Raw genomic sequence first — 25,320 nt, forward strand, 5'->3', positions numbered from 1 at the left:
TCACATCTTGAGTAATTTATTTTTTATGAAAGAAGAAATAAAAGCCTATAATAACGTATTGGAATTAATAGGAAATACGCCCCTAATAAAGCTGAATACGATAACCGAAGGACTTAAAGGAAATTTCTATGCTAAGGTAGAAGCTTTTAATCCGGGACATTCTACAAAAGACAGAATTGCTCTTTATATCATCGAAGAAGCTGAGAAAAGAGGGATTTTAAAACCTGGAGATACTATTATTGAAACTACATCGGGTAATACTGGGTTTAGTTTGGCAATGGTAAGTATCATTAAAGGATATGATTGCGTACTTGCTGTAAGTTCAAAATCTTCAAAAGATAAAATTGATATGTTGCGTGCGATGGGAGCGAAAGTTTATGTTTGTCCAGCTCACGTTTCTGCTGATGATCCTCGTTCATATTATAACGTTGCAAAGCGTTTACATGAAGAAACTAAAGGTTCAGTTTACATCAACCAGTATTTTAACGAATTAAACGTTGATGCGCATTATAAAACCACTGGTCCTGAAATTTGGGAACAAACCAATGGTAAAATCACACACTTTATCGCTTGTAGCGGAACTGGAGGAACAATTTCAGGAACTGCTCGTTTCTTAAAAGAAAAAAATCCGGGAATTAAAATTTTAGGAGTTGATGCTTTTGGTTCGGTTTTAAAAAAATACCACGAAACGAGAGAATTCGACAACGATGAAATTTATCCGTACAGAATTGAAGGTTTAGGAAAGAATTTAATTCCAACTGCGACAGATTTCGACTCGATTGATAAATTCACAAAAGTAACCGACGAAGAAAGTGCTCACACGGCAAGAGAAATTGCAAAAAAAGAAGGTTTATTCGTAGGATATACTTCTGGTGCAGCGATGCAAGCAATTAAACAATTTGCAGAAGACGGAGAATTTGACGAAAACAGTAATGTTGTAGTTATCTTCCCAGATCACGGTTCTCGATATATGAGTAAAGTTTTCAGTGATGAGTGGATGAACGAACAAGGTTTCTTTGACAGCATCAACGCTGAAGAAGCTCAGAAAATTGAATTTATAAAATAAGATTTTGTACAATATTTTAAAACTCTGTCTTTTGGCAGAGTTTTTTATTTTAGAAATAGTTGGAAATAAAAAAGCTCCGATTTTATTCGAAGCTTTTAAAATTTATGTTTGTCTTAAAACTATTCCTGCATCGTGTGGAAAACATTCATTACATCATCATCTTCCTCAATTTTTTCTAATAATTTTTCAACGTCAGCAATTTGCTCAGGAGTTAATTCTTTAGTGATTTGCGGAATTCTTTCAAATCCTGATGATAAAATTTCTAATCCTCTGTTTTCTAATTCTTTTTGAATAGAACCGAAGCTCTCGAATGGTGCGTACATTACAATTCCGTCTTCATCTGCGAAAATTTCTTCTACACCGAAATCAATCATTTCTAATTCTAATTCTTCAACATCTTGTCCTTCAGCCGGAATGCGGAAGTTACATGTATGATCGAACATGAATTCTACAGAACCTTGCGTTCCCATAGTTCCGTTACATTTGTTGAAATAACTTCTGATGTTGGCAACCGTTCTGTTATTGTTATCAGTAGCAGTTTCAATAAGAATAGCGATTCCATGTGGTGCATAGCCTTCGAACAATACTTCTTTAAAGTTGGCGGTGTCTTTATCGGTAGCTTTTTTGATAGCGCGTTCTACGTTGTCTTTCGGCATGTTAGCTGCTTTCGCATTCTGCATAACGGCTCTTAATCGCGAGTTAGTTTCAGGATTTGGACCACCTTCTTTAACCGCCATTACGATGTCTTTACCAATTTTCGTAAACGTTTTAGCCATTGCTGACCAACGTTTCATTTTACGTGCTTTTCTAAATTCAAACGCTCTTCCCATTTCTAAAATGATTTATTTCGACTGCAAAAATAAGAAATCGTTAACTAAAATTAATTAATGTTTTTATCTTTTTTATATAGGATTTTTAATATATTTTCGTGTAAAATTAAATTTTGAGCATGAAAAAAGTTATTTGTTTTGTACTAATCGGATGTAGTTTTTTAGGATTTTCTCAGATTAGAGAAAAAGGAACGATTGAAATTACTCCAATTGTAGGTTTTTCTCAAGCAAATTATTTGTCAAATCAATACCTTGGTGAGCCAATTAACAGTGTACATTTAGGTGCTTACGGTGATTACTTTTTGAATAACCGATGGAGTATTCGTTCGGGACTTTTATATCAGAAAATGGGAAGTGGTGGTACAATTTTTAATTCAGATTACAAAGAAAAACTAGATTATTTGACCATTCCGGTTAATATTAATTGGCACTTTGGTAGTACAAGAAAATGGTATTTGAATTTTGGAACAAGTGTTGGAATTTTAACTTCTGCAAAAGCTGATGCTTACCAGTCTAGTTATGATCCGACAGATTATGGTTTTAATATGCCACAGGATTTAAAAGATTATGTAAAACCATTGCAATTAAGTTTTTCTTTCGGAATTGGTTATAAAATTCAAGTGAATGATAAATTCAGTATTATGTTAGATCATTACGAAAGTGTCAGTTTAATCGAAGTTAATAAAAGGGAAGATGGCGGCGACAATGATATCGTCAATGTTTTTGGAAGTTTTAATGTTGGAGCTGTCTTTAAATTATAAAAAAAAGCCGATTCTCAGAATCGGCTTTTTGCTTTTTATTCAATAGAAATTACTTTTTATAAAACGGTAATTTCACCACTTTTGCTTTCAAATCTTTATTTCTGATTCGGATATAAATTTCTGATTCCGGAGTTGACAATGCTGTAGGAACATAACCTAAACCAATTGCTTTTCCTAAAGAAGGTGATTGTGTTCCCGAAGTTACTATACCAATCACTTTTCCGTCAGCATCAACGATTTCGTAATCATGACGTGGAATTCCTCTTTCTTCCATTTCAAAACCAACTAATTTGCGAGTAACGCCTTCTTCTTTCTGTTTTTTCAGATTTGCGGAATTGGTAAATTCTTTGTCGAATTTCGTAATCCATCCTAAACCAGCTTCCAATGGAGAAGTCGTATCGTTGATGTCGTTTCCGTACAAGCAGAAGCCCATTTCTAAACGTAAGGTATCACGCGCAGCCAATCCGATTGGTTTGATTCCGAAAGCAGCACCTGCTTCGAAAACTCTTGCCCAAATAGTAGCAGCATCTTCATTTTTGAAATAAATTTCAAATCCTCCTGAACCGGTATAACCTGTAGCCGAAACAATTACATCTTTCACACCGGCAAATTCACCAATCTGAAAAGAATAATAAGGCATGTTTACTAAATCGATAGTCGTTAATGACTGCATAGCTTCAGCCGCTTTTGGTCCTTGAATCGCCAATAACGAATAAGCCTCAGAATTGTCAATCATTTCAACACCTAAATCGTTGTGTGAAGCAATCCAATTCCAGTCTTTTTCAATGTTTGAGGCATTTACGACTAGCATATAATGATTGTCAGCAATTTTGTAAACGATTAAATCATCTACAATTCCGCCTTCGTTGTTAGGTAAGCAAGAATATTGTGCTTTTCCGTCGACTAATTTAGAAGCGTCGTTTGAAGTTACTTTCTGAATTAAAGCCAAAGCATTTTCGCCTTTCAAAAAGAATTCGCCCATGTGGGAAACGTCAAAAACACCTACACCGTTACGAACTGTTTCGTGTTCAATGTTAACTCCTTCGTACTGAACCGGCATATTGTAACCTGCAAACGGAACCATTTTAGCTCCTAAACTTTCGTGAACGTGCGTTAATGCTGTATTTTTCATTTGATGTTGTTTGTTATTTTTCGGATGCTAATGTACCGATTTTTTAGCGAGTTACAAAGTGATAAAACGGCTATATTTTGTAAATTTATGTTATGGAAAAGCATATTTTGATAGACAAAGGGGAAGTTGTCAAACGATTTAAAGACATTTCTAAAGATGCTCATAAAGGCGTACAAGGACATGCGCTCATTGTTGGCGGCAGTTACGGTAAAATGGGAGCAGTCTGTTTGTCGGCGAAAGCCTGTTTGAAATCGGGTGCGGGATTGGTCACGGCTTATATTCCGAAATGTGGCTATACCATTGTACAAGAGGCAATTCCTGAAATTATGGTACTTACGGATGATTATAACGAACATTTAATAGCTATAGATCATAAACTTTCATTGCAGGCTATCGGTTTAGGAATGGGAATGGGACAGGATTTGGACACACATCAAGCGATGTTTAACTTTCTGAGAAAAAATGTTGTTCCCTTAGTTATTGATGCAGATGGACTGAACATTCTATCCGATAATAAAAATTGGATGGAATTGTTGCCGAAGCATACTGTACTGACACCACATCAGAAAGAATTGGAACGTTTAATTGGTAGCTGGGATTCCAAGTTGGAAATGTTGGAAAAAGTAAAAGATTTTGCAGTTGAATACGATGTAATTATGGTTGTAAAAGGCGCACCAACATTAATTGTTTCCAAAAATGCTGTTTACGAAAACACTACTGGAAATCAGGCTTTGGCAACTGCGGGAAGCGGCGATGTTTTAACCGGAATCATAACAGGTTTGATAGCTCAACATTACCATCCGATTGATGCTGCAATTTTAGGTGTTTATCTTCATGGTTTAACAGCAGATTTGGCGCTTCCGGAAACTGGTAATCATGCTTTTACGGCTTCGGACATCATACAGTTTTTAGGGAAAGCATTTTTAATATTTGAGCATTAAAAAAGGCTACTTAAAAGCAGCCTCATTTATAGTATTGTAATGAAATTATTTAATTCCTAACTCATCAAATTTCGCAATCAATTTAGGATCTGATGGGCGAGGAGCGTCAGCTGAAACGATATTTCCGTTCGGGTCAACCAAAATAAATCTCGGAATTCCTTCAATAGCATAATCGGTTACAAATTTTGAATTCCAGTCGTTATCTGCAAATAATTGGATTCCGCCTAATTTCTTTTCGTCCACAAACTTTCTCCATTTTTCGTAATCTTTTTTGGCGTCAATAGACATGCTTACGAATTCGATGTTTTTTCCGTGATATTGTTCTTCAATTTTCTGTAAACTTGGAATTTCACGACGACAAGGTCCACACCAAGTAGCCCAAACGTCAATATAAACGTATTTTCCTTTTAAGCTTTCTAAAGAAGTTTTTCCTCCTTTATAGTTTTCGTAATCAAACTTCGGAGAAACATTTCCAGGCGTTAATGTTTTGATTTTATTGAACTTTTCAGTTAATCCTTCTTTGAATTTAGCATCTGTAGATATGGTCATAATCTCGTTGTAAAGCATTGTCGCTTCCGGATTTCCGGCACCAACTTCGTAAGCTAAATTTTGAATATGAGCATTTCTGATAGCAGCACTTTTTACTTCTTTGATTTTTGGTAAAGCTAATTTGTATGTGTATTCATCACCTTCAGCCATTTTTGAATACAAATCGTTATTGAATTTAGTAGCAACTAATTGTTTGTATGAAGAAGAAAACAAAAAGTCATTTTCATTATCTAAATTCGTTTTTTCGTCATATTTAGGAAAAGATTCTGATGGCTTAAAACCTTCAATTTTTCCATAATGTGCGTGATACTGTGGATAGTTCAACAACTGTAATTGTTCAAAATAGTTGATGCTGTTCAGTTCGTTTTTTTTGAAAGCAGCAGAAACTTTAGATTTATTCAACAAATCAGAAACCGACGCTTTCACTTCTTTAATTTTAGCAAGAAAAGCAGCTTCATCTAAGGCATAAAATGTTTGCGTACTTCCTAACGCAGTGTTCATAGCGGTAGATTTTTCAGCAAAATATTGATTTTCAGCACTTCCTGCTCCTGTAAATTTTAAAGTAGTAGGGAAGTTTTTATCATCAGCTGTAATATTCAATTTGGATTCATTACTTAAATATAATGATGAGCGATTGTTTTTGGTAGCCAAATTATAAGTACCGTTATAATCGATTTGAAAGGTTTCGCTAAACGATCCATCGGCTTTTAATTTGATTTCTTTTTCAAAAGATTCTCCTTTAATTTTCACCAAACCATCCTCAGTATTGGTAATTTTTCCGGAAACTGTAATGGTTGCTTTCGGCGTGGTAAAAGAAGCCAGAACAACAGCCAGCAATAAAAAAAGTGTGTTTTTCATGTTTAATAGTTATTAGTTGCCCAAATGTAGTAAAAATGAAAAGAATAATTTCATAACGAAATACTAATAATTAAACTTGCTTTTTCGTCTGTTTTTACGGAATTTTGAGCCGCAAACTAACAACTTAAAATGGAAACAGTACATTATATCAGTTCTGATGTTTTTACACTGGAATTGCTTCATGAAATTATTACACAAAATCATACTTTAGGCTTATCCGAAGAGGCGCGTGTCAATATTGAAAAATGCCGTCAGTATTTAGACAAGAAGATGGCAACCCACGGCGAACCTATTTACGGAATCAATACTGGTTTCGGTTCATTGTGTAATGTGAAAATTTCGAATGAAAACCTTTCTCAGCTTCAGGAAAACTTGATGAAGTCGCACGCCTGCGGAACTGGTGATGAAGTACCTCATGAGATTGTGAAAATTATGTTGTTGCTGAAAATCAAATCGTTAAGCTACGGAAATTCGGGTGTTCAGTTGGCAACTGTTGAACGATTGATCGACTTTTATAACAATGATATTTTACCGGTTGTTTACACACAAGGTTCGTTGGGAGCTTCCGGAGATTTGGCGCCTTTAGCACATTTGTGTTTGCCGTTAATTGGTGAAGGCGAAGTTTATGCAGATGGATTCCGTCAACCGGCAATGAAAGTGTTGGAGAAAAAAGGATGGAAGCCGATTACTTTACAATCAAAAGAAGGTTTAGCATTGTTGAACGGAACCCAGTTTATGAGTTCTTACGGATGTTATGTATTGCTAAAAGCTTGTAAATATTCCTATTTAGCGGATGTTGTGGGAGCAATTTCATTAGAAGGATTTGACGGCAGAATAGATCCATTTAATGAATTGATTCATATTGTTCGTCCGCACAAAGGACAAATTAATACCGCGAGACGTTTCAACGAATTGTTGGAAGATAGTGAAATCATCGCTCGCCCGAAAGTGAATGTTCAGGATCCGTATTCGTTCCGTTGTATTCCACAAGTACATGGCGCTTCGAAAGATACGATTGATTATGTAAAGAAAGTGTTTAAGACAGAAATCAATTCTGTAACCGACAATCCGAACATTTTCATGAATGAGGATTTAATTCTTTCAGGCGGAAATTTCCACGGACAACCTTTAGCTTTAGCTTTGGATTTTTTAGGAATTGCTTTAGCAGAATTAGGAAGTATTTCGGAAAGAAGAACTTATCAGTTGATTTCAGGTTTACGCGATTTACCAGCCTTTTTGGTAAGTAACCCAGGTTTAAACTCTGGTTTCATGATTCCACAATATACTGCGGCAAGTATCGTAAGTCAGAACAAACAGTTGGCAACGCCGGCAAGTATTGACAGTATTGTTTCGTCGAACGGTCAGGAAGATCACGTTTCGATGGGAGCGAATGCTGCAACGAAATGTTTGAAAATCATGGAGAATTTGGAGCGTATTATAGCGATTGAGTTGATGAATGCTTCTCAGGCAATCGAATTCCGAAGACCTTTAAAATCAAGTGAGTTTATTGAAACGTTCTTAAAATCGTACAGAGAAGAAGTTCCTTTGGTTCAGGACGACAGAATTTTACATTACGACATCGAAAAATCAATCGCTTTCTTGAACAGTTTGCAATTGGATAACGAAGTATTAGAATAACAAAAAAGCCTCAATTAAGAGGCTTTTTTATTTCATAGGACACCAAAATGGCGATTCGTCCCGTTTCGGATTGTCCGTTAAACGTTTCAGTTCCTTAGTGTTGATATTGATGAGCCAAATATCATAATTGGAAGCATCACCTCTTGTAAAAGCAAGCCAGTTGCCGTCTGGTGACCAAGTTGGAGAATAGTCTTCGGTAGCATCATCGGTTAATTTCTCCAAATTACTTCCGTCAGGATTCATCAGATAGATATCATAGAATTTTTTAGCCTTGTCATAGCCGTAAAAAGCAATTTTCTTTCCGTTTGGAGAAAATACGGCTCCGGAATCGTAACCTTCTTTGTTGGTAAGTTGGGCTTCTTTTTTAGTTCTTAAATCGATGCTGAAAATTTCACCGTTTCCAGAAGCTTTCGGATTGGTTAAATCTTTGAGTTCTCTTGTAAACAATAGCTTTTTACTGTTATTGGAAAATGATGGTGATTCTTCAAAATACTCATTTTTAGTGATTTGAATGATGTTTTTTCCATCGGCATCCATAATGAAAATATCACCTTTTTTATGACTTCGGTCGGAAACGAAAGCAATTTTTGAATTATCTGCGGAATATACCGGAATTCTGTCGTTTGAACTGTTGTTCGTCAGATTCATCACTTCGGAACCATTACTGTTCATAACATAAATTTCATCATTGCCGTCACGGTTGGAGTAGAAGAGGACCTTTTTACAATCGAACGACCAGCTGAAACCGTAATCAGTTTTTGGGTTGTTGCTGATGTTGGTCTGACTACTTCCATCGGAATTCATCGTGTAGACTTCGTAATTCCCGTCTCTAGTTGAAACAAAACCAATCTTTCCTAACGATTGCTGTTGCGTAAAACCTAAAGTTGAACTTAAAATAACAATAGTATTTATCATTACTGTTTTCATCTTATTTCATAAAATGGATTGAAATTATCGCCAAAATCGCCGGAACCGATTGCACGTAAAAAATCGATTTCTGAACAGTAATTGCTCCGTAAACACCAGCAATGAATACACAACTTAAGAAAAACAAAGCAATGTAAAAACTCCAATATACATCACAAATTAACAACGACCAGATTAAACCGGCAGCTAAAAACCCGTTGTACAAGCCTTGATTTCCAGCCATTTGTTTTGTTTTTTCGAACATTTCAGCCGGAACTTTTTTGAAAACTTTTTTAGCACGAGTTGTCCAGGCAAACATTTCTAACCACATAATATAGAGGTGAAGAACTGCCACAAAAGCGATTAAAATTTTTGAAAGTAGTGTCATTGCTTATTTGTTTAAAAAACTGTTAGGATTTTGATCTTTAATGATTTTAATAATCAACAAAAGACCTGAAAAAGCTTCGCTCAACATTCCGAACAATAACATTTTTGAAGCTCCTGGCCAATGCATTATCTTAAAAAGTGCTCCGATAACCGAAAGCATGAAACCTAAAATAAAAAGAATTAAAATGTATTTGTATTTCATGATATTTAACTTCTTTGTTCAAAAGGCGTGATGATTCCTTTTTCTAAATATTGTTTCATTTGTCGCAATAAATCTGCCCAGCAAAAACTAGCCTGACGGTATTCCTGACTGATTTCTGTCCAGTCTTTATGGTAAAACCGAACATAGGTTTCGCTTGGCTTTACTTCGGTTAATTTGAACCCGAAACTGGTCGGTAGCCATTCTTGCATGGCAATAGTGGTTTTGAATTCAATTTCTTTGTCTTTAGAAAACTTTGTTATTTCGGTATACCAATCGTATTCTTCCCCAAAATACAAATTGAAAGTTTCTCCAAGAGCAGGATTTCCTTTACTGTTTAAAGTCCACCAATTGTTTAAACCTTCCGGTGTGCTTACTGCTTCGAAAACTTTTTCCTTGGAAGTATTGATTATAAAATCGTGATAAATCGTGAACATTTTTTTAATTGTTTTCAGATTCTAAAATTTTCTCAATGCGTTTGTCTGGAATTAACCACATTAAAGCTACGAAAATATAAATGAAAGCGGAAATTCCTTCGTGATAATATGTTGAAAGTATTGCGATTAAGTACAAAACAGCAGAAGCTTTTCCTTTGAAATCATTACCAACAGCTTTAGAAAGTATCGAATCTTTACTGTGTTTTTTGATGATTAAATTTTGAAGGATAACATAAGCGATTCCGCACATCAATAAAACAAAGCCGTAAAAAAGCATTGGAAAAGGAGCAAAATGATGTTCGCCAATCCACGCAGTTGTAAAGGGAATTAAGGAAAGCCAAAACAATAAATGCAGATTTGCCCATAAAATTGAACCTGTTACATGCTTGACCGTGTGCATCATATGATGGTGATTGTTCCAATAAATCCCAACGTAAATAAAACTTAAAACATAACTGATGAAAACAGGGAAAAGTTTCAGCAATGATTTTAAATCGGTGCCTTCCGGAGTTTTCATTTCTAAGACCATGATGGTGATTACAATGGCTAATACGCCGTCACTAAAGGCTTCTAAACGATTTTTATTCATAATGTTTTATGTGCTCTTTTTTTGTGATGTGTTTGTCGTAATTCGTTTTCGCCCGAAATGATACTGATGTTACCGTCAATTTCAAGCATGGCAAGTTTTACTTCTTTGTAGTGTTCAACGCCGTGTTCCCGCATGGCTTCTTGTAATTCGTCGTCTGTAATTCCGAGTTTTGCAAGAATTTGGAAATCGGTTTTTCCGTTGTGAATTAAAATTTGAGGTTTGTCATGCATTAAGTTGCTAAATCCTTTGTATTTAAACATTAGTTTTTTTAGCAGGAAGTTTATCAGAAATAATACAAATGCTGCTGTCAATCCGCCTAAAAGACTGGTGTCTGGGCCGACCATAGCATTTTGTACTGAGTTGCTAATCAGCAAAATGAGAATAACATCAGAAGTGTTAAGTTGGGAAAGTTCTTTCTTGCCAAAAATCCGCAAAGCAATAACCATGAAGAAATAAACGGCTACGCTTCGCAGAATTATGTCAAGATATGGGTTCATTTACAAGGACCGAATAATTTCTACTTCGTCAGTAATTGCATATTCTGGTGATCCGTCAGGATACATTTTTAAAACCATTGAATTGTCTTTAATCTCAATAATTTCAACAATCAATTCGAAATCAGATTTTAAAAACTCGGCAGATTCTTTTGTCGGTTTAAGTGTGTAAGTACAGTCAGAAAGCCATGTAACATCAAATTCTACTTTGATATTTTCGCCTATTTTATATTCAACTTGTTTCTTACCATTTCTTTCAATCAAATAGGAGATGTTGTTTTCAGTGTCATTTAACTGAAAGGTTCCGTTTTTAAAGTCTGAACATTTTTTCTCTTGTGCAAAATTTACAAGTGAACAGCATAGTAAAAAACAGGTAACAATTATTTTTTTCATTCGGATTATTTCCATTTAAAATTCTTTTCAATCGCTTTAATCATTTCGCCGGCGATGTCTTTTTGGGTAGCGCCTTCAATACCTTCCAAACCAGGGGAAGAGTTAACTTCAAGCAATAAAGGTCCTTTAGAAGAACGAATGATGTCCACACCAGCTACTTTTAAATTCATGGCTTTGGCCGCTTTTATTGCAATTTTTTTCTCTTCGGAAGTTACTTTTACGACAGAAGCCGTTCCTCCCAAGTGAATGTTTGCACGAAATTCTCCCGGAAGTGCTTCACGCTGCATTGCGGCTACAACTTTTCCGTCTACAACGAACAAACGTAAATCTTTACCGTTGGCTTCTTTAATAAACTCCTGAACTAAGATATTGGCATTTAAACTTTTGAAAGCATTAATTACCGATTCAGCAGCTTTTTTGGTCTCTGCTAAAACGACACCTTTTCCTTGTGTTCCTTCCAATAATTTTACGATTAAAGGAGAACCACCAACCATTTTAATCAAATCATTCGTGTCTAACGGAGAATTGGCAAAACCAGTTGTTGGAATATCTACACCATTATTCAGAAGCAATTGTAATGAAAATAATTTATCTCTTGATTGACTGATTGCCGCAGAATTGTTCAAAGCAAAAACTTTTAACGCTTCAAATTGACGGGTCAAAGCACAGCCGTAATAGGTCATACTTGGGCGAATCCTTGGAATAACAGCATCGAAATCGTTTAAAACGCGACCACCACGGTAATGAATTTCAGGTGTATCCGCGTCGAGTTTCATATAGCAATATTTCAGATTTAGGAAATGCATCTCATGACCGCGCATTTCACCGGCTTCCATAATACGTTTGTTGCTGTATAATTCAGGATTACTGGCTAATAAACCAATACGAAGTCCTTTTTTTGAAGGCTCATCACTATAATAATATTCTTTGATTTTTTCAGATGTTGGCTGACCTAACAAGTATTTCTGTTCTGGATCAACCAAAATTCTGCCGGACATGGCTTCACGACCCAATAACATTCGGAATCCCATGGAATCACGATTGGTCAAAGTAAGTTCAACTTCCCAAGTGCTTCCTCCAATTTCCAAAGGTGTTTTAATAACATAACGCTGTTCGCGATAACCGCTGGAACTTTTTACTACGCGCTTATCAATTAAAGGTGTTTCACAATGGATAACCGCTTTTAAGTTATTTTGAATCGGATTGATGTCAAATTTCACCCAGTTTTCACCATTTTTTTCAAACGGTGTAATATTGGTAGCATGAAGTGCCGAAGTTTTAGCGCCAGAATCTACACGGGCTTTGATTACAGGAATTCCAAGAGAAGGGAAGGAGCACCATTCTTCGCTCCCTACGATTACTTTGTCCAGCATTTTATTTGTTTTAGTAAACTAAAGTACAGTTTTTTTTGATATGCCAAGCAAAATAACCTAAAAAAGAAAAAGCCTACTAATTAGTAGGCTCTTCTGCTTTTTTGATGGTAACGGTAAGCTCTTGCTTATCTTCGTCTAAATCCATGAAAATTTCGTCTCCGGCATGAATTTTAGAAGTAATAATTTCTTCTGCCAATTCATCTTCAACGTATTTCTGAATCGCTCGTTTTAAAGGTCTTGCACCAAATTGTTTGTCGAAACCTTTTTCTGCGATATAGTCTTTGGCTTTTTCAGATAAGGAAAGTTTGTAGCCTAAATCAGCAACGCGAGCGTACAATTTGTCCATTTCGATATCGATGATTTTGTCAATATCTTCTTTTTCTAAAGCGTTGAATACGATTACGTCATCAATACGATTTAAGAATTCCGGAGCGAAGGCTTTTTTCAGAGCGTTTTCAATTACACCTTTTGCCATATCGTCTGCTTGAGCGGTTTTAGCTGCTGTTCCGAAACCAACTCCAGTTCCGAAATCTTTCAACTGACGCGCTCCAACATTGGATGTCATGATGATAATTGTATTTCTGAAATCGATTTTACGCCCTAAACTGTCTGTTAAATGACCGTCATCTAAAACCTGTAACATCATGTTGAAAACATCCGGATGGGCTTTTTCAATCTCATCTAATAACACAACACAATATGGTTTTCTGCGAACTTTTTCGGTTAACTGACCACCTTCTTCATAACCAACATATCCCGGAGGCGCTCCAACCAATCTGGAAATCGCAAATTTCTCCATGTATTCGCTCATGTCGATACGTACTAACGCATCTTCAGAATCAAATAATTCACGAGCTAATACTTTGGCTAATTGTGTCTTTCCAACTCCGGTTGAACCTAAGAAAATGAATGAACCAATCGGCTTGTTCGGATCTTTTAAACCAGCTCTGTTTCTTTGGATGGATTTGGCAATTTTTAATACTGCTTCGTCTTGTCCAATTACCTTACCTTTAATAAGATCGGGTAGGTGAGCTAACTTATTACTTTCAGTTTGAGCGATACGATTTACAGGAATTCCGGTCATCATCGAAACTACGTCAGCAACGTTGTCTTCGGTCACGGTGATTCGGTTGTTTTTGGAATCTTCTTCCCATTGTTCCTGAGCAATCGCCAAGTCTTTTTCGATGCGTTTTTCGTCATCTCTAAGTTTGGCTGCTTCTTCGTATTTCTGTTTCTTAACGACGGTGTTTTTCAATTCGCGAACATCTTCCAATTGTTTTTCCAATTCCAGAATTTGTTTCGGAACATCGATATTGGTAATGTGAACGCGTGAACCTGCTTCGTCTAAAGCATCAATCGCTTTGTCCGGTAAAAAACGCTCTGTCATATAACGATTTGTCAATTTCACACAAGCTTCGATAGCTTCAGGTGTGTAGATTACGTTATGGTGATCTTCGTATTTATTTTTGATATTGTTCAGAATCGTAATGGTTTCTTCAACGGATGTAGGTTCAACGATAACTTTCTGGAAACGACGCTCTAAAGCACCATCTTTTTCAATATACTGACGATATTCATCTAGTGTTGTAGCTCCAATACATTGAATTTCTCCACGCGCTAAAGCTGGTTTAAACATATTGGAAGCATCTAATGAACCGGTTGCGCCACCAGCACCTACAATCGTGTGAATTTCGTCAATGAAAAGGATGATGTCGTCGTTTTTCTCCAACTCGTTCATCACGGCTTTCATTCGCTCTTCGAATTGTCCGCGATATTTAGTTCCGGCTACTAAACTCGCTAAATCAAGAGTTACAACTCGTTTATTGAATAGAATTCGGGATACTTTTTTCTGGATGATTCTAAGTGCTAAACCTTCCGCAATGGCAGATTTACCAACTCCTGGTTCACCAATTAATAACGGGTTGTTTTTCTTTCTTCGGCTTAAAATCTGAGATACGCGTTCGATTTCTTTTTCACGCCCTACAACTGGGTCAAGTTTTCCTTCTTCGGCTAATTCGGTTAAATCGCGTCCGAAATTGTCTAAAACCGGTGTTTTTGATTTTTTATTGGCTTTACCTGGTGCGTTCGGGTTGTTGAATCCGCCGTCACGCAAACTGTCATCTTGTCCGGAATCGTCGTTAAATGACTCGTTTTTTGGTAAGTTATCGATGTAGTCTTCTTCGTTTGATGTCATAGCTATAAATTGTTCTTTAACAAGTTCGTAGTCAATTTTTAATTTATTAAGCAGTTTTGTTGTCGGATCGTTCTCGTTGCGGAGAATGCACAACAACAAATGCGCTGTACTGATTGAAGTACTTTGAAAAACCTTAGCTTCCAGAAAAGTGGTGCGCAAAGCACGTTCCGCCTGACGGGTTAAATGTAGGTTTTTCTTTTCGGTACTTCTGTCTGCGTTGGGATTGGGCGGACTGACAATTTCAATTTTTCGGCGTAAATGTTCTAAATCTACCGATAAATTGTTCAATATATTGATGGCAGTTCCGTTACCGTCTCTTAAAATCCCGAGCATTAAATGTTCCGTACCAATGAAGTCGTGCCCTAGTCGTAAAGCCTCTTCTTTACTGTAGGTAATCACATCTTTTACTCTTGGTGAAAAATTATCGTCCATTGCAAAATATCTTTATACTGTAAATTTACTAATTCTATAAGCCTTGTGCAAAAATCATACCTGACAGAATTAGTCTTCCTTATTTGCTAATTGACAAAAAAAAATCGAGAAAAAAAAGACAAAATTGCAGGTTTTATCAACTTTTTAAATCTTTATCAATGTTAATAAATCCCTTAAAATTGTGGATAAATTGCTGTTGGGTTACTTTAAAAATATGTATATTGGCACGTTTAGAAAATAATATAATTTTAATTGTAAATACCTATGTCTGAAGGAGAAAAGTTAATTCCTATTAACATTGAGGATGAAATGAAATCAGCCTACATCGATTATTCGATGTCGGTAATTGTATCCAGAGCGCTTCCTGATGTTAGAGATGGCTTGAAACCAGTACACCGAAGAGTATTATTCGGGATGTATGAATTAGGAGTATTATCAAACAGAGCACATAAAAAGTCAGCGAGAATTGTAGGGGAGGTTCTTGGTAAGTACCACCCGCATGGTGACAGTTCAGTATACGATGCCATGGTTCGTATGGCGCAGGAGTGGAGTTTACGTTATTTGATGGTTGACGGTCAGGGTAACTTCGGTTCCGTAGATGGTGACAGTCCGGCAGCAATGCGTTATACCGAGGCAAGAATGAAAAAGTTCTCGGAAGAAATGTTGGCTGACATTGATAAAGAAACGGTAGATTTCCAGTTAAACTTCGACGATACGTTAGAAGAGCCAAAAGTAATGCCAACTAAAGTTCCTAACTTATTAGTAAACGGAGCTTCCGGTATTGCGGTTGGTATGGCAACGAATATGGCGCCACACAATTTAACAGAAGTTATTGACGGAACTTTAGCCTATATCGACAATAATGATATCGAAATTGATGAATTAATCACGCACGTTAAAGCACCGGATTTCCCAACAGGAGGAATCATTTACGGTATGGACGGTGTACGTGAAGCCTTCAAAACCGGTCGTGGACGCGTTGTAATGCGTGCCAAAGTTGGTTTCGAAGAAGTTGATGGAAGAGAATCGATTGTGGTTACTGAAATTCCGTATCAGGTTAATAAAGCTGCAATGATTAAGCATACGGCAGACTTGGTTAATGATAAAAAAATCGAAGGAATTTCAACTATTCGTGACGAATCCGACAGAAACGGTATGCGTATCGTTTACGTTTTGAAACGTGAAGCCGTTCCGAATGTAGTTTTAAATACCTTATATAAGTATACGCAATTGCAGTCGTCATTCAGTGTGAACAATATCGCATTGGTGAAAGGACGTCCGCAAATGTTGAATTTAAAAGACTTAATTCATTATTTCGTTGAGCACCGTCATGAAGTAGTAACGCGTCGTGCGGAATTCGATTTAAGAAAAGCAGAAGAAAGAGCACATATTTTAGAAGGTTTAATCATCGCTTCGGATAATATTGATGAAGTAATCCAATTAATCCGTTCTTCGAAAGATGGTGACGAGGCGAGAGCCAAATTGATTGAGCGTTTCAACTTATCTGAAATTCAAGCTCGTGCAATTGTTGAGATGCGTTTACGTCAGTTAACTGGTCTTGAGCAGGATAAATTGCGTGCAGAGTACGATGAAATCATGAAATTGATTGCTTATTTGAAAGAATTATTGGCAAGCAAAGAAATGAGAATGCAGGTAATTAAAGATGAGTTGGCAGAAATCAGAGATAAATACGGAGATGCACGTCGTTCACAAATTGAATACGCTGGTGGTGATGTAAGTATCGAAGATTTGATTGCAGATGAGCAAGTTGTGATTACAATTTCTCATGCTGGTTATATCAAACGTACGCCGCTTTCGGAATACAAAACACAGAACAGAGGTGGAGTTGGACAAAAATCTGCCGGAACTCGTGATGCGGATTTCTTAGAACATATGTTCGTAGCAACGAATCACCAATACATGTTGTTCTTCACGCAAAAAGGAAAATGTTTCTGGATGCGTGTTTATGAAATTCCGGAAGGAAGTAAAACAAGTAAAGGGCGTGCGATTCAGAACCTTATCAATATCGAAAATGACGATAAAGTAAAAGCATTTATCTGTACGCATGACTTGAAAGACCAGGAATACATCAACAACCATTATGTGATCATGGTAACGAAACAAGGTCAGGTTAAGAAAACGTCTTTAGAACAATATTCAAGACCACGTGTAAACGGAGTTGCCGCAATTACTATTAAAGAAGATGATGAATTACTAGAAGCAAAATTAACAACCGGAAACAGTCAGGTGTTAATTGCTGTGAAATCTGGTAAATTGGTTCGTTTCGAAGAGGAAAAAACCCGTCCTATGGGAAGAACAGCTTCCGGAGTTCGAGGTGTAACTTTAGCGGATGATAACGATGAAGTTATCGGAATGGTTTCTGTAGACAGAGATCACGTAAACGATTCTCAAATCTTGGTTGTTACTGAAAACGGTTACGGAAAACGTACTCGCTTGGTAGACGAAGATGGAGAAGATGTATACCGAATCACCAACCGTGGCGGTAAAGGAGTTAAGACTTTGAACATTACTGAAAAAACTGGCTCATTAATTGCTATTAACAGCGTAACGGATGAAGACGATTTGATGATTATCAACAAATCTGGATTAACCATTAGAATGCGAGTTTCTGATTTACGTGTTATGGGACGTGCAACCCAAGGAGTTCGTTTAATCAACATTAAAGGAAACGACGGAATTGCAGCAGTATGTAAAGTAATGCGTGAAGAAGAAAGTGAAGAAAACGGAGAAGAATTCGAAGGTGAAACTCCAGAAACTTCAGAAGAAACTAACGATACTCAGGAATAATTAAATTTTGATATACAATGAAAATTAAATATTTATTTGTTGCATCTTCATTGATGTTGTCAGCAGCTTCATTTGCTCAGAAGGATGAGATGAAAGCGCTGAAAAAATTATATGCTAAGGATCAGCTGTCTACCGAGGATATGTCGTCGTATAAAGCGAATGTAAACAAATTGACTTCAATGACTGGTTTATCAGAGTCTGATTTGGTTTACACCAATTTTTATAAGGCTATGTTGCCTGTTTTAGAATTGAATGATGCAATGGCTAAAAATCCGAATGATTTGCAGGCTGTAACAAAAAATTTATCTGCAGCTAAAATCAATGCAATGGCTTCAGGTTTGAATGAGGTTTTAGCATTTGAAAAGAAATCGGGTAAAGAAGTCTATACGTCTGATATTAAGGAGACTATTCAGAGTTTTAAGCCGATGATGTTACAGTATGCTTATGCTTTGAATGACGGAGGTAAAGAAGTTGAAGCGGCTAAAATTTTTGATGCTGTCTATAAGCTTGATTCAAAAGATCAGGTTAATTTGTATAATGCTTCTGTTTTAGCAATGAATGCTAAAGATTATGATTATGCATTGACTTTATTAGAAGAATTAAAGAATGTTAAGTATACTGGTGAAGGAACCAATTATTTAGCAATTAATAAAACTTCAAAAAAAGAAGAACTTTTTCCAGATAAAAATCAAAGGGATTTGTTTGTAAAGTCAGGAACACATGAGAAGCCAAGAGATGAGAAAATTGCATCTAAAAAAGGTGAAATTTACAAAAACTACGCATTGATTTTAGTAGAAAAGGGTAAAGTCGAAGAAGCAAAAAAAGCAGTAGCTGAAGCTAGACAACAAGATCCAAATGATACTGGTTTGATAATGACAGAAGCAAATTTGTATTATCAAACAAAAGACATGGAATCATATAAGCGATTAATCGGTGAAGCTTTGGCGAAAAAACCAAATGACGCTGACTTATTGTTTAATTTAGGAGTTGTGTCTGGAAATGCTGGTGATGTTGAATCTGCCAAGAAATATTATGAGAAGGCTATTTCAATTGATCCCAAGTATTTTAATGCTTATAACAATTTAGGCTTACTATTAATTGCAGATGATCAAAAAATTGTTTCTGAAATGAACTCTTTAGGAATGTCTACAAAAGATGCAAAGAAATATGATGAATTAAAAGCAAAAAGACAAAAAATGCTGACGCAGGCAATTCCATATTTTGAAAAAGCACTTGATTTGCAGCCTGCAAATGAAGGAGTTAAAAATCTTCTTTTGGGAGCTTATCAGTTCTTAGAAATGGATGCAAAATATAAGGCATTAAAAGCTAAGTAAGTTTGATTAGATAAAAAAGCCTCACTTTTAAAAGTGAGGCTTTTTTTTATTTATATAATCTTTTTGATAACTCTCAATTTATGAGTGTGTCTTCCGGTATCAACGTTGTAAATTCCTAAGTGGTCTAAACGGTCAATTCTTACTTTACCGTGAGCATGAATGATGTAGTTGTTTTCCATAATCATTCCAACGTGAATTATTCGGCCTTCTTCGTTGTCGAAAAAAGCTAAATCTCCTGGTTCACTTTCTTCGATAAAACTTAACGCATCTCCTTGAGTTGCCTGTTGTGAAGCATCACGTAGCAATTTATAACCATTAAGTTTGTAAACCATTTGTGTAAAACCGGAGCAATCAATACCAAAAGGTGTTTTTCCACCCCATAAATAAGGAGCGTTTAAATACATAAATGCCGTTTTAATCAACTCAGATTTTGGTTTAACGCCGCAAACTTTCATTCCTTCAAAAGAAAATTGCGCAGTATTTACCTCAGAATTATCTAAGAAAGCTAAAGAACTTCCAATAGGAATTGGCATTAAATGATTGTTGGGAGTAGTTAAATATTCAACCAAATCCGCATTCATTATAGCCGGAGAAGAAGAAAGGGAATTGAATGTTTCTTCATTAATCAGCTGAAACTGTTTGTTGTCAATCCAGCCTTCGTAATTATCAAATGCCAACTGTATTCTGGACCACTTTTCGGTTTGTTCCAAAATTGTAAAGTGTTCGCCAAACAAAACCTGTGAAACTAATTCACTTCGATCGCTTGGTTCAAAACGTAAAGGGACGATTGCCAGATTACAGATTGCAAACATTTAGGGTAATTATGAGTTATAAATTATGAGTTACAAGTAATCACTCATAACTCATAATTCTTAATTTATAACTTATTATGCTCTTTCGATAACAATTGCTGAAGCACCACCACCACCATTACAGATTGCAGCCGCTCCAATTTTAGCATTGTTTTGCTCTAATACATTAATAAGGGTAACAACGATTCTTGCACCTGAACAACCTAGTGGATGTCCTAATGAAACTGCACCACCGTTAACATTTACTTTATTGTTATCTAAGCCTAAAATTTTAGCGTTTGCTAATCCTACAACAGAGAAAGCTTCGTTAAATTCAAAGAAATCTACATCAGAAACTGATAATCCTGCTTTATCTAGTGCTTTAGGTAATGCTTTTGCCGGCGTTGTTGTAAACCATTTTGGCTCCTGCTCCGCATCAGCATAAGATTTGATGTAAGCCAAAGGTTTTAAACCTAAAGCGTTTGCTTTTTCTTCACTCATTAAGATAACTGCAGCAGCTCCGTCATTGATAGTTGAAGCATTTGCAGCTGTTACAGTTCCTTCTTTAGTAAAAACTGCATTTAACGCAGGGATTTTATCTAACTTAACGTTAGTGTATTCTTCATCTTTAGCGAAAACAATCGGATCTCCTTTTCTTTGTGGAATGGAAACCGGAACTACTTCGTTGTCAAATTTTCCTGCATCCCAAGCCGCAGCAGAACGCTGATAGGATTGAATTGCAAAAGCATCTTGCTCTTCACGTGTAATTTTGTATTCGGTTGCACAAGCATCCGCATGAACACCCATAGCGTTATTGTCGTAAGCATCGGTTAATCCGTCTTTCTGCATACCGTCAAGTAGGGTAGCAGGACCGAATTTAGCACCATTTCTCAAATGTGTATAGTGAGGAATCAAACTCATATTTTCCATTCCTCCTGCAATAACTACTTCAGCATCACCAGACATAATAGCCTGGGCTCCTTGTGAAATAGCTTTCATTCCTGAAGCACAAACTTTATTTATTGTAGTACAAATAACAGAATTAGGTAAACCTGCGTAAACAGCAGCCTGACGAGCCGGAGCTTGACCAACACCTGCTTGAACAACATTACCCATTAATACTTCGTCTACTAAATTTGGATCTAAATTGATTTTATTTAAAGCACCTTTTATAGCGGCTGCTCCTAATTGTGAAGCTGTAACGGTTGATAAACTTCCCATAAAACTTCCAATTGGAGTTCTAACTGCCGATACGATAACTACTTTTTTACTCATGATTTAAGTCGATTGTTTGTTGAAGATGCGAATTTAACTAAAATTGAGCAGATATAGTAGTATTTGTTAATTTTATTAAGACGGATTTCAGGTTTTGAAAAAATCGGGCTAAAGTCGTTGAGATTGATGTTTTTTTGTTAATTCTATATGATTGACAATGAATCAGTTTTAAAATATATTTACTAAAAAATGAAAATAATGTAAAAAATAGTTGCAGAAAACCGAACGTTAGTATACATTTGCAACCGCAAAAAAGGATAAGTTCTTTGCAAATAGGAGAGGTGCCGGAGTGGTAACGGAGCAGATTGCTAATCTGTCATCGGGTAACCGATGCCAGGGTTCGAATCCCTGTCTCTCCGCTTTTTTTGCATCGGGGTGTAGCGTAGCCCGGTCATCGCGCCTGGTTTGGGACCAGGAGGTCGCAGGTTCGAATCCTGCCACCCCGACAATAACTTTCAGTATTCCCAATTTAACTGAGAAATGATTTTAAGGTCCCGTAGCTCAGCTGGATAGAGCAACTGCCTTCTAAGCAGTAGGTCTCAGGTTCGAATCCTGACGGGATCACTTTGTTTTTAAAGACTTTACAGAAGTGTGAGGTCTTTTTTTATTTTATAGGTACAACATAGGTACAACTTTTTAATAAAACCTATCCGAAGCAATTCCAAGTATTATTTATTATTTTTGAAAGTGTTTAGTAAAAACATTTTACGATTCAGTACTTTATGGAAAGCACTATTAAAAACCCCTTTGCCTTTTTTGAAACATATATTACAGATGGTGGATTAGAGAAACATTTGAGTAAATTTCTTTATGAAATTACTGAGTACTCTGGGCTTCATATAACTTCCTTGGACAATACAAAAGGTGTTGTTAAATACTATGACGTTGATATATTTGGTAATACAGTTGAAGAAACAACTTCTTTCGAATCTGAACTTACGAAATTAATTTATAAACAAATCAAAATTTCAAAGAATCTTATAAATGAAGGAGTTACTGAATCGGTAACATCTTCTTCAGATTATATTGCTTATTTAATGCATCAAGAAAAGCAATTACAATATATTATTAGAAATGGAAAAGAAAATATTGAAAAATATCCTATCCTGTTATCTCCATTTAAAGAAATCATAAAATATATAAACCAAAAACATTTAAATAAAGCCAAAAAAGAAATAGTTCTAAACATGTCTTTTTTAGAATTTAATCAGCCTACCGATACAATTTTAGATGATTATGAACTGATCCTTGCGGTTATTGGATATCTTAAGGGCAATAATGATAAGAGGCAAAAAATAATGACAGATGATCAATTTGATTTAATGCATTCTTGTATAATTTTCTATAAGGAAAATGAAAAAATGCCGGTAAGCATTCAAAAATTAGATCCAATTAACATTTCAAAAGATTTACTTTTGTTTACTTTTTGGGTATTGCATAAGCATTTATACACAACCAAAACGATTCGCAAAAGCTTTATTGAGCTAATTAAATTTACATTTTCTGATTTTGACGACTGGGAACTTACTACATTGAAAGCAAAATTTGGCAACAAATCAAAATTGAATCCTTATAGAGCAAGATTTGCTTCCCAAATAATTATAAACGAGCTTAGAAGCAGTTAAAAAAAGTGGTATAACCACTTTTTCTTTTTTATAACCCCAATAAAAATTCATAACCCATTTTCATTTTTCGATAACTATCCTGTAACGCTGGAAATTTGCGTCAGAGATACAGAGAGTCTGTGTCCAACATTAAATATATGATTTTATGGAAACAGAAATTGTTTTTAAAGAAAAAAAAGTAGATGCTGATTCTACAGAGCAATTGGGTTGGCTTGCCAAAGAAGTTTTGACCTTCAAGGAAGCATTGGTTCTGCTGGATATTTCTTCCAGTATGCTGTACAAGCTAACTCACAAACGAGCCATTCCTTTTTATAAACCCGGAGGGAAATTAATTTATTTTAAAAAAACAGATTTGCTTGGTTGGGCACTAAGTAATAAGCAGGAATCTGTTGATGTGGTGAAAAATGATTTTTTTAATAAAATGCTGAAAATTAAATGATTATGGAAGAGAAATTTATTAAAATTGAAACTGATGAGGCAAAATTTGAAACTTCATTCTACTTCGAAACGTGTACGGAAAGTTCAATAAAAATTGACATAAAGATTGGAAAACTTGTAAAATTTTGGGAAAATTTAGGTTTTCGGAAGTTAAAAATGCCAAAAGGAGGGTATCGTTTTGTAAAAATCAGAAGCAGTTGTATTATTTGTGATGCATATGAAGAAGAATTAACGGATGCCGTAAAATATAAGCTCCTTCATCAAGAAAAAAAGGAAACAGTGTGGGAGGAATTTTTATCTGGTAATTATGTAAATAAGAGAAGTTTTCAGGGGTTGGACAGTATACAAGAAGTTCAGCTAAACATTTCTACTGAGCAGAATGCATATTTTTATTTTAAAAATGGTGCTTTGAAGGTTAGTGCTGATACTTTGGAATTGATTCCCTACGAAAATTATCCAGGCTATATTTTAGAATCTCAAATTATTGATTTTGAGATAGATATAAGTAAAAGAAATTATAAAGATTCTGATTTCAATAAGTTTATTAAAAACGTCACGGCTAATGATAAAAACAGATACGCTCAATTGATTTCGTCGATTGGCTATATTATTCACGGCTATAAATCGCCAACTACGACAAGGGCATTGATTCTTGTTGATGAATGTTTGGATTTTTCTGGCGAGGCAAATGGAGGTACAGGAAAATCAATAATTGGGAAAGCAATTTCGAAAATTACATCTACTTTATCAAAAGACGGAAAAACTTTGCATAATAAAACTAACCGGTTTTTTTATCAGGATATTGATTTGTCGCATAGAGTATTGTATTTGGACGATGTTAATGCAGATTTTAATTTTGAAGAATTTTATTCTGTAGTAACTGGTGATATGACAGTCGAAGAAAAATATAAAGCATCGTATAAAATTCCATTCAATTTATCACCGAAGTTAATGATATCTTCGAATTACATGGTAAAAGGCTCGGGTGGGAATTCAGATGAAAGGAGGAGAATCGAAATTGAAATTGCACCGCATTATTCAGCTGAATTTACGCCATTTGATGAGTTTGGCAAAAAATTATTTGATGATTGGAATTGTCATGAATGGAACAGCTTTTATCATTGCTTAATTTTTTATTGTCAGTATTTTATAAAAAACGGAATTGTTGCCTATAAACCTATTAATTTAGAAGAAAACAAGCTAAAAATGGCTACCGATGTTTCTTTTGTCGATTTTGCAGATATGAATATAAAATTTGAAACCGGAAAAAAAATGATTACAATAAATAAAACAACTTTTTACACTGCCTATAAAGAAAAATATCCAGTAGAATCACGTAACATAACCAATATTTTGTTTAAAAAATGGCTAGATAAATGGGCAAAAACACGTAGTCTAACTTGCAATCATAGAAAGAGTGATGGGGGAGTTTTTGTAGATTTTATGAAAACCGAATAGCAAAAGTGACAAAGTGACCTTTTTTTTGAAAACTTTTAAAGCGGCTAAAACTATTAGCCGCTTTTTTATTATTATAAATGACTTTTCAGTTTTATCTGAAAAAATTTTCAGTTCAATTTCGGGATGCTATTTTCAAATGATTATTTTTAAATATTAAAATGTATTAGATTGATTTTCAAATCTGTTTAATTTTTAATTTGTTTAAAAGCATTATTATAATCAGAAATCAGCCCAGTTATTTTCATATAACAAGCATTAAATTTATAGTCATTACTTAAAATTGAAACCTTGTTATTATTGTAGTAATTGACCAAGTTCTTCAACTTTTTATAATACCTTTTATAAAGTTTTTGGATATCAGCATCATCATTATAAATTGCAGAATCAGATTCCAATCTTTCCAACACAATCT

Annotated in this window: 24 protein-coding genes and 3 tRNA genes; 12 read left to right on the forward strand and 15 right to left on the reverse strand. The window is 35.4% G+C overall.

All coding sequences use genetic code 11. From position 1 onward, the window contains the following. Nucleotides 1-25 precede the first annotated feature (25 nt). Nucleotides 26-1,066, forward strand: coding sequence for a cysteine synthase family protein (locus RUH60_RS04135; RefSeq protein WP_313805716.1), 1,041 nt, complete (start codon nucleotides 26-28; stop codon nucleotides 1,064-1,066). Between the two features lie 119 nt (nucleotides 1,067-1,185). On the opposite strand, the gene RUH60_RS04140 is transcribed toward RUH60_RS04135, so the two are convergent. After that, nucleotides 1,186-1,896, reverse strand: coding sequence for a YebC/PmpR family DNA-binding transcriptional regulator (locus RUH60_RS04140; RefSeq protein ID WP_313805717.1), 711 nt, complete (start codon nucleotides 1,894-1,896; stop codon nucleotides 1,186-1,188). Nucleotides 1,897-2,015: 119 nt separating this feature from the next. Between RUH60_RS04140 and RUH60_RS04145 the strand changes: the two genes are divergently transcribed. After that, a complete protein-coding gene (locus tag RUH60_RS04145; RefSeq protein WP_313805719.1) occupies nucleotides 2,016-2,657 on the forward strand; it encodes a porin family protein in 642 nt (213 codons plus the stop codon). 49 nt (nucleotides 2,658-2,706) lie between these two features. On the opposite strand, the gene gcvT is transcribed toward RUH60_RS04145, so the two are convergent. Then, a complete protein-coding gene (gene gcvT / locus RUH60_RS04150) occupies nucleotides 2,707-3,789 on the reverse strand; it encodes a glycine cleavage system aminomethyltransferase GcvT (protein ID WP_313805721.1) in 1,083 nt (360 codons plus the stop codon). Nucleotides 3,790-3,881: 92 nt separating this feature from the next. On the opposite strand from gcvT, the gene RUH60_RS04155 reads away from it, so the two are divergent. Beyond that, entirely contained in the window at nucleotides 3,882-4,730 is an 849-nt protein-coding gene (locus tag RUH60_RS04155) for an NAD(P)H-hydrate dehydratase (RefSeq protein ID WP_313805723.1), read from the forward strand. Nucleotides 4,731-4,775: 45 nt separating this feature from the next. On the opposite strand, the gene RUH60_RS04160 is transcribed toward RUH60_RS04155, so the two are convergent. Beyond that, nucleotides 4,776-6,137, reverse strand: a complete 1,362-nt coding sequence (locus tag RUH60_RS04160) for a TlpA disulfide reductase family protein (RefSeq protein ID WP_313805725.1) — start codon at nucleotides 6,135-6,137, stop codon at nucleotides 4,776-4,778. Nucleotides 6,138-6,266: 129 nt separating this feature from the next. Here RUH60_RS04160 and hutH point away from each other — a divergent pair, with 129 nt between their 5' ends. After that, nucleotides 6,267-7,775 (forward strand): histidine ammonia-lyase, encoded by a 1,509-nt coding sequence (hutH, locus tag RUH60_RS04165; RefSeq protein WP_313805727.1) that lies wholly within the window; start codon nucleotides 6,267-6,269, stop codon nucleotides 7,773-7,775. A gap of 27 nt (nucleotides 7,776-7,802) precedes the next feature. Here hutH and RUH60_RS04170 read toward each other — a convergent pair whose 3' ends face one another. The 9 genes from RUH60_RS04170 to RUH60_RS04210 form a co-directional block, all read right to left on the reverse strand. Then, nucleotides 7,803-8,690: a DPP IV N-terminal domain-containing protein gene (locus tag RUH60_RS04170; protein WP_313805729.1), complete on the reverse strand. Its 888-nt coding sequence runs from the start codon at nucleotides 8,688-8,690 to the stop codon at nucleotides 7,803-7,805. Between the two features lie 13 nt (nucleotides 8,691-8,703). Continuing rightward, nucleotides 8,704-9,069, reverse strand: a complete 366-nt coding sequence (locus RUH60_RS04175; protein WP_313805731.1) for a DUF1304 domain-containing protein — start codon at nucleotides 9,067-9,069, stop codon at nucleotides 8,704-8,706. A 3-nt stretch (nucleotides 9,070-9,072) separates the two neighbouring features. Next, nucleotides 9,073-9,270 (reverse strand): GldL-related protein, encoded by a 198-nt coding sequence (locus tag RUH60_RS04180; protein WP_313805733.1) that lies wholly within the window; start codon nucleotides 9,268-9,270, stop codon nucleotides 9,073-9,075. A 5-nt stretch (nucleotides 9,271-9,275) separates the two neighbouring features. Next, nucleotides 9,276-9,704 (reverse strand): SRPBCC domain-containing protein, encoded by a 429-nt coding sequence (locus RUH60_RS04185; protein ID WP_313805735.1) that lies wholly within the window; start codon nucleotides 9,702-9,704, stop codon nucleotides 9,276-9,278. Nucleotides 9,705-9,708: 4 nt separating this feature from the next. After that, the gene (locus RUH60_RS04190; protein WP_313805737.1) at nucleotides 9,709-10,293 is read right to left on the reverse strand and encodes a TMEM175 family protein; all 585 of its coding nucleotides are present in this window, start codon (nucleotides 10,291-10,293) and stop codon (nucleotides 9,709-9,711) included. Further along, nucleotides 10,290-10,790, reverse strand: coding sequence for a DUF421 domain-containing protein (locus RUH60_RS04195; protein WP_313805739.1), 501 nt, complete (start codon nucleotides 10,788-10,790; stop codon nucleotides 10,290-10,292). The genes RUH60_RS04190 and RUH60_RS04195 overlap by 4 nt, the downstream gene beginning before the upstream one ends. After that, a complete protein-coding gene (locus tag RUH60_RS04200; protein ID WP_313805741.1) occupies nucleotides 10,791-11,180 on the reverse strand; it encodes a hypothetical protein in 390 nt (129 codons plus the stop codon). 5 nt (nucleotides 11,181-11,185) lie between these two features. Next, the gene (rimK, locus tag RUH60_RS04205; RefSeq protein ID WP_313805743.1) at nucleotides 11,186-12,553 is read right to left on the reverse strand and encodes a 30S ribosomal protein S6--L-glutamate ligase; all 1,368 of its coding nucleotides are present in this window, start codon (nucleotides 12,551-12,553) and stop codon (nucleotides 11,186-11,188) included. A 76-nt stretch (nucleotides 12,554-12,629) separates the two neighbouring features. Continuing rightward, nucleotides 12,630-15,179: an ATP-dependent Clp protease ATP-binding subunit gene (locus tag RUH60_RS04210; RefSeq protein ID WP_313805745.1), complete on the reverse strand. Its 2,550-nt coding sequence runs from the start codon at nucleotides 15,177-15,179 to the stop codon at nucleotides 12,630-12,632. 264 nt (nucleotides 15,180-15,443) lie between these two features. Here RUH60_RS04210 and gyrA point away from each other — a divergent pair, with 264 nt between their 5' ends. Continuing rightward, nucleotides 15,444-17,987, forward strand: a complete 2,544-nt coding sequence (gyrA, locus tag RUH60_RS04215; RefSeq protein ID WP_313805747.1) for a DNA gyrase subunit A — start codon at nucleotides 15,444-15,446, stop codon at nucleotides 17,985-17,987. 17 nt (nucleotides 17,988-18,004) lie between these two features. Beyond that, nucleotides 18,005-19,321 (forward strand): tetratricopeptide repeat protein, encoded by a 1,317-nt coding sequence (locus RUH60_RS04220; RefSeq protein ID WP_313805749.1) that lies wholly within the window; start codon nucleotides 18,005-18,007, stop codon nucleotides 19,319-19,321. Nucleotides 19,322-19,371: 50 nt separating this feature from the next. On the opposite strand, the gene RUH60_RS04225 is transcribed toward RUH60_RS04220, so the two are convergent. Beyond that, nucleotides 19,372-20,133 (reverse strand): C40 family peptidase, encoded by a 762-nt coding sequence (locus RUH60_RS04225; protein WP_313805751.1) that lies wholly within the window; start codon nucleotides 20,131-20,133, stop codon nucleotides 19,372-19,374. A 75-nt stretch (nucleotides 20,134-20,208) separates the two neighbouring features. Continuing rightward, nucleotides 20,209-21,387, reverse strand: coding sequence for an acetyl-CoA C-acyltransferase (locus tag RUH60_RS04230; RefSeq protein ID WP_313805753.1), 1,179 nt, complete (start codon nucleotides 21,385-21,387; stop codon nucleotides 20,209-20,211). Between the two features lie 275 nt (nucleotides 21,388-21,662). On the opposite strand from RUH60_RS04230, the gene RUH60_RS04235 reads away from it, so the two are divergent. From RUH60_RS04235 to RUH60_RS04260, 6 genes are all read left to right on the forward strand, one after another. After that, nucleotides 21,663-21,746, forward strand: a tRNA-Ser gene (locus RUH60_RS04235). A gap of 12 nt (nucleotides 21,747-21,758) precedes the next feature. After that, a tRNA-Pro gene (locus RUH60_RS04240) sits at nucleotides 21,759-21,833 on the forward strand. 44 nt (nucleotides 21,834-21,877) lie between these two features. After that, nucleotides 21,878-21,951: transfer RNA gene (locus tag RUH60_RS04245), tRNA-Arg, on the forward strand. Nucleotides 21,952-22,109: 158 nt separating this feature from the next. Next, nucleotides 22,110-23,012, forward strand: a complete 903-nt coding sequence (locus RUH60_RS04250) for a hypothetical protein (protein WP_313805755.1) — start codon at nucleotides 22,110-22,112, stop codon at nucleotides 23,010-23,012. Between the two features lie 145 nt (nucleotides 23,013-23,157). Then, on the forward strand, nucleotides 23,158-23,451 hold the full coding sequence (locus RUH60_RS04255; protein ID WP_313805756.1) for a helix-turn-helix domain-containing protein: 294 nt from the start codon (nucleotides 23,158-23,160) through the stop codon (nucleotides 23,449-23,451). Nucleotides 23,452-23,453: 2 nt separating this feature from the next. Further along, the gene (locus RUH60_RS04260; protein WP_313805757.1) at nucleotides 23,454-24,908 is read left to right on the forward strand and encodes a primase-helicase family protein; all 1,455 of its coding nucleotides are present in this window, start codon (nucleotides 23,454-23,456) and stop codon (nucleotides 24,906-24,908) included. A gap of 185 nt (nucleotides 24,909-25,093) precedes the next feature. Here RUH60_RS04260 and RUH60_RS04265 read toward each other — a convergent pair. Next, the coding region (locus tag RUH60_RS04265; protein ID WP_313805759.1) for a hypothetical protein at nucleotides 25,094-25,320 on the reverse strand (227 nt) is incomplete at its 5' end.

This window comes from Flavobacterium sp. (genome assembly GCF_032153895.1).
In the GTDB taxonomy this organism is placed as follows: domain Bacteria; phylum Bacteroidota; class Bacteroidia; order Flavobacteriales; family Flavobacteriaceae; genus Flavobacterium.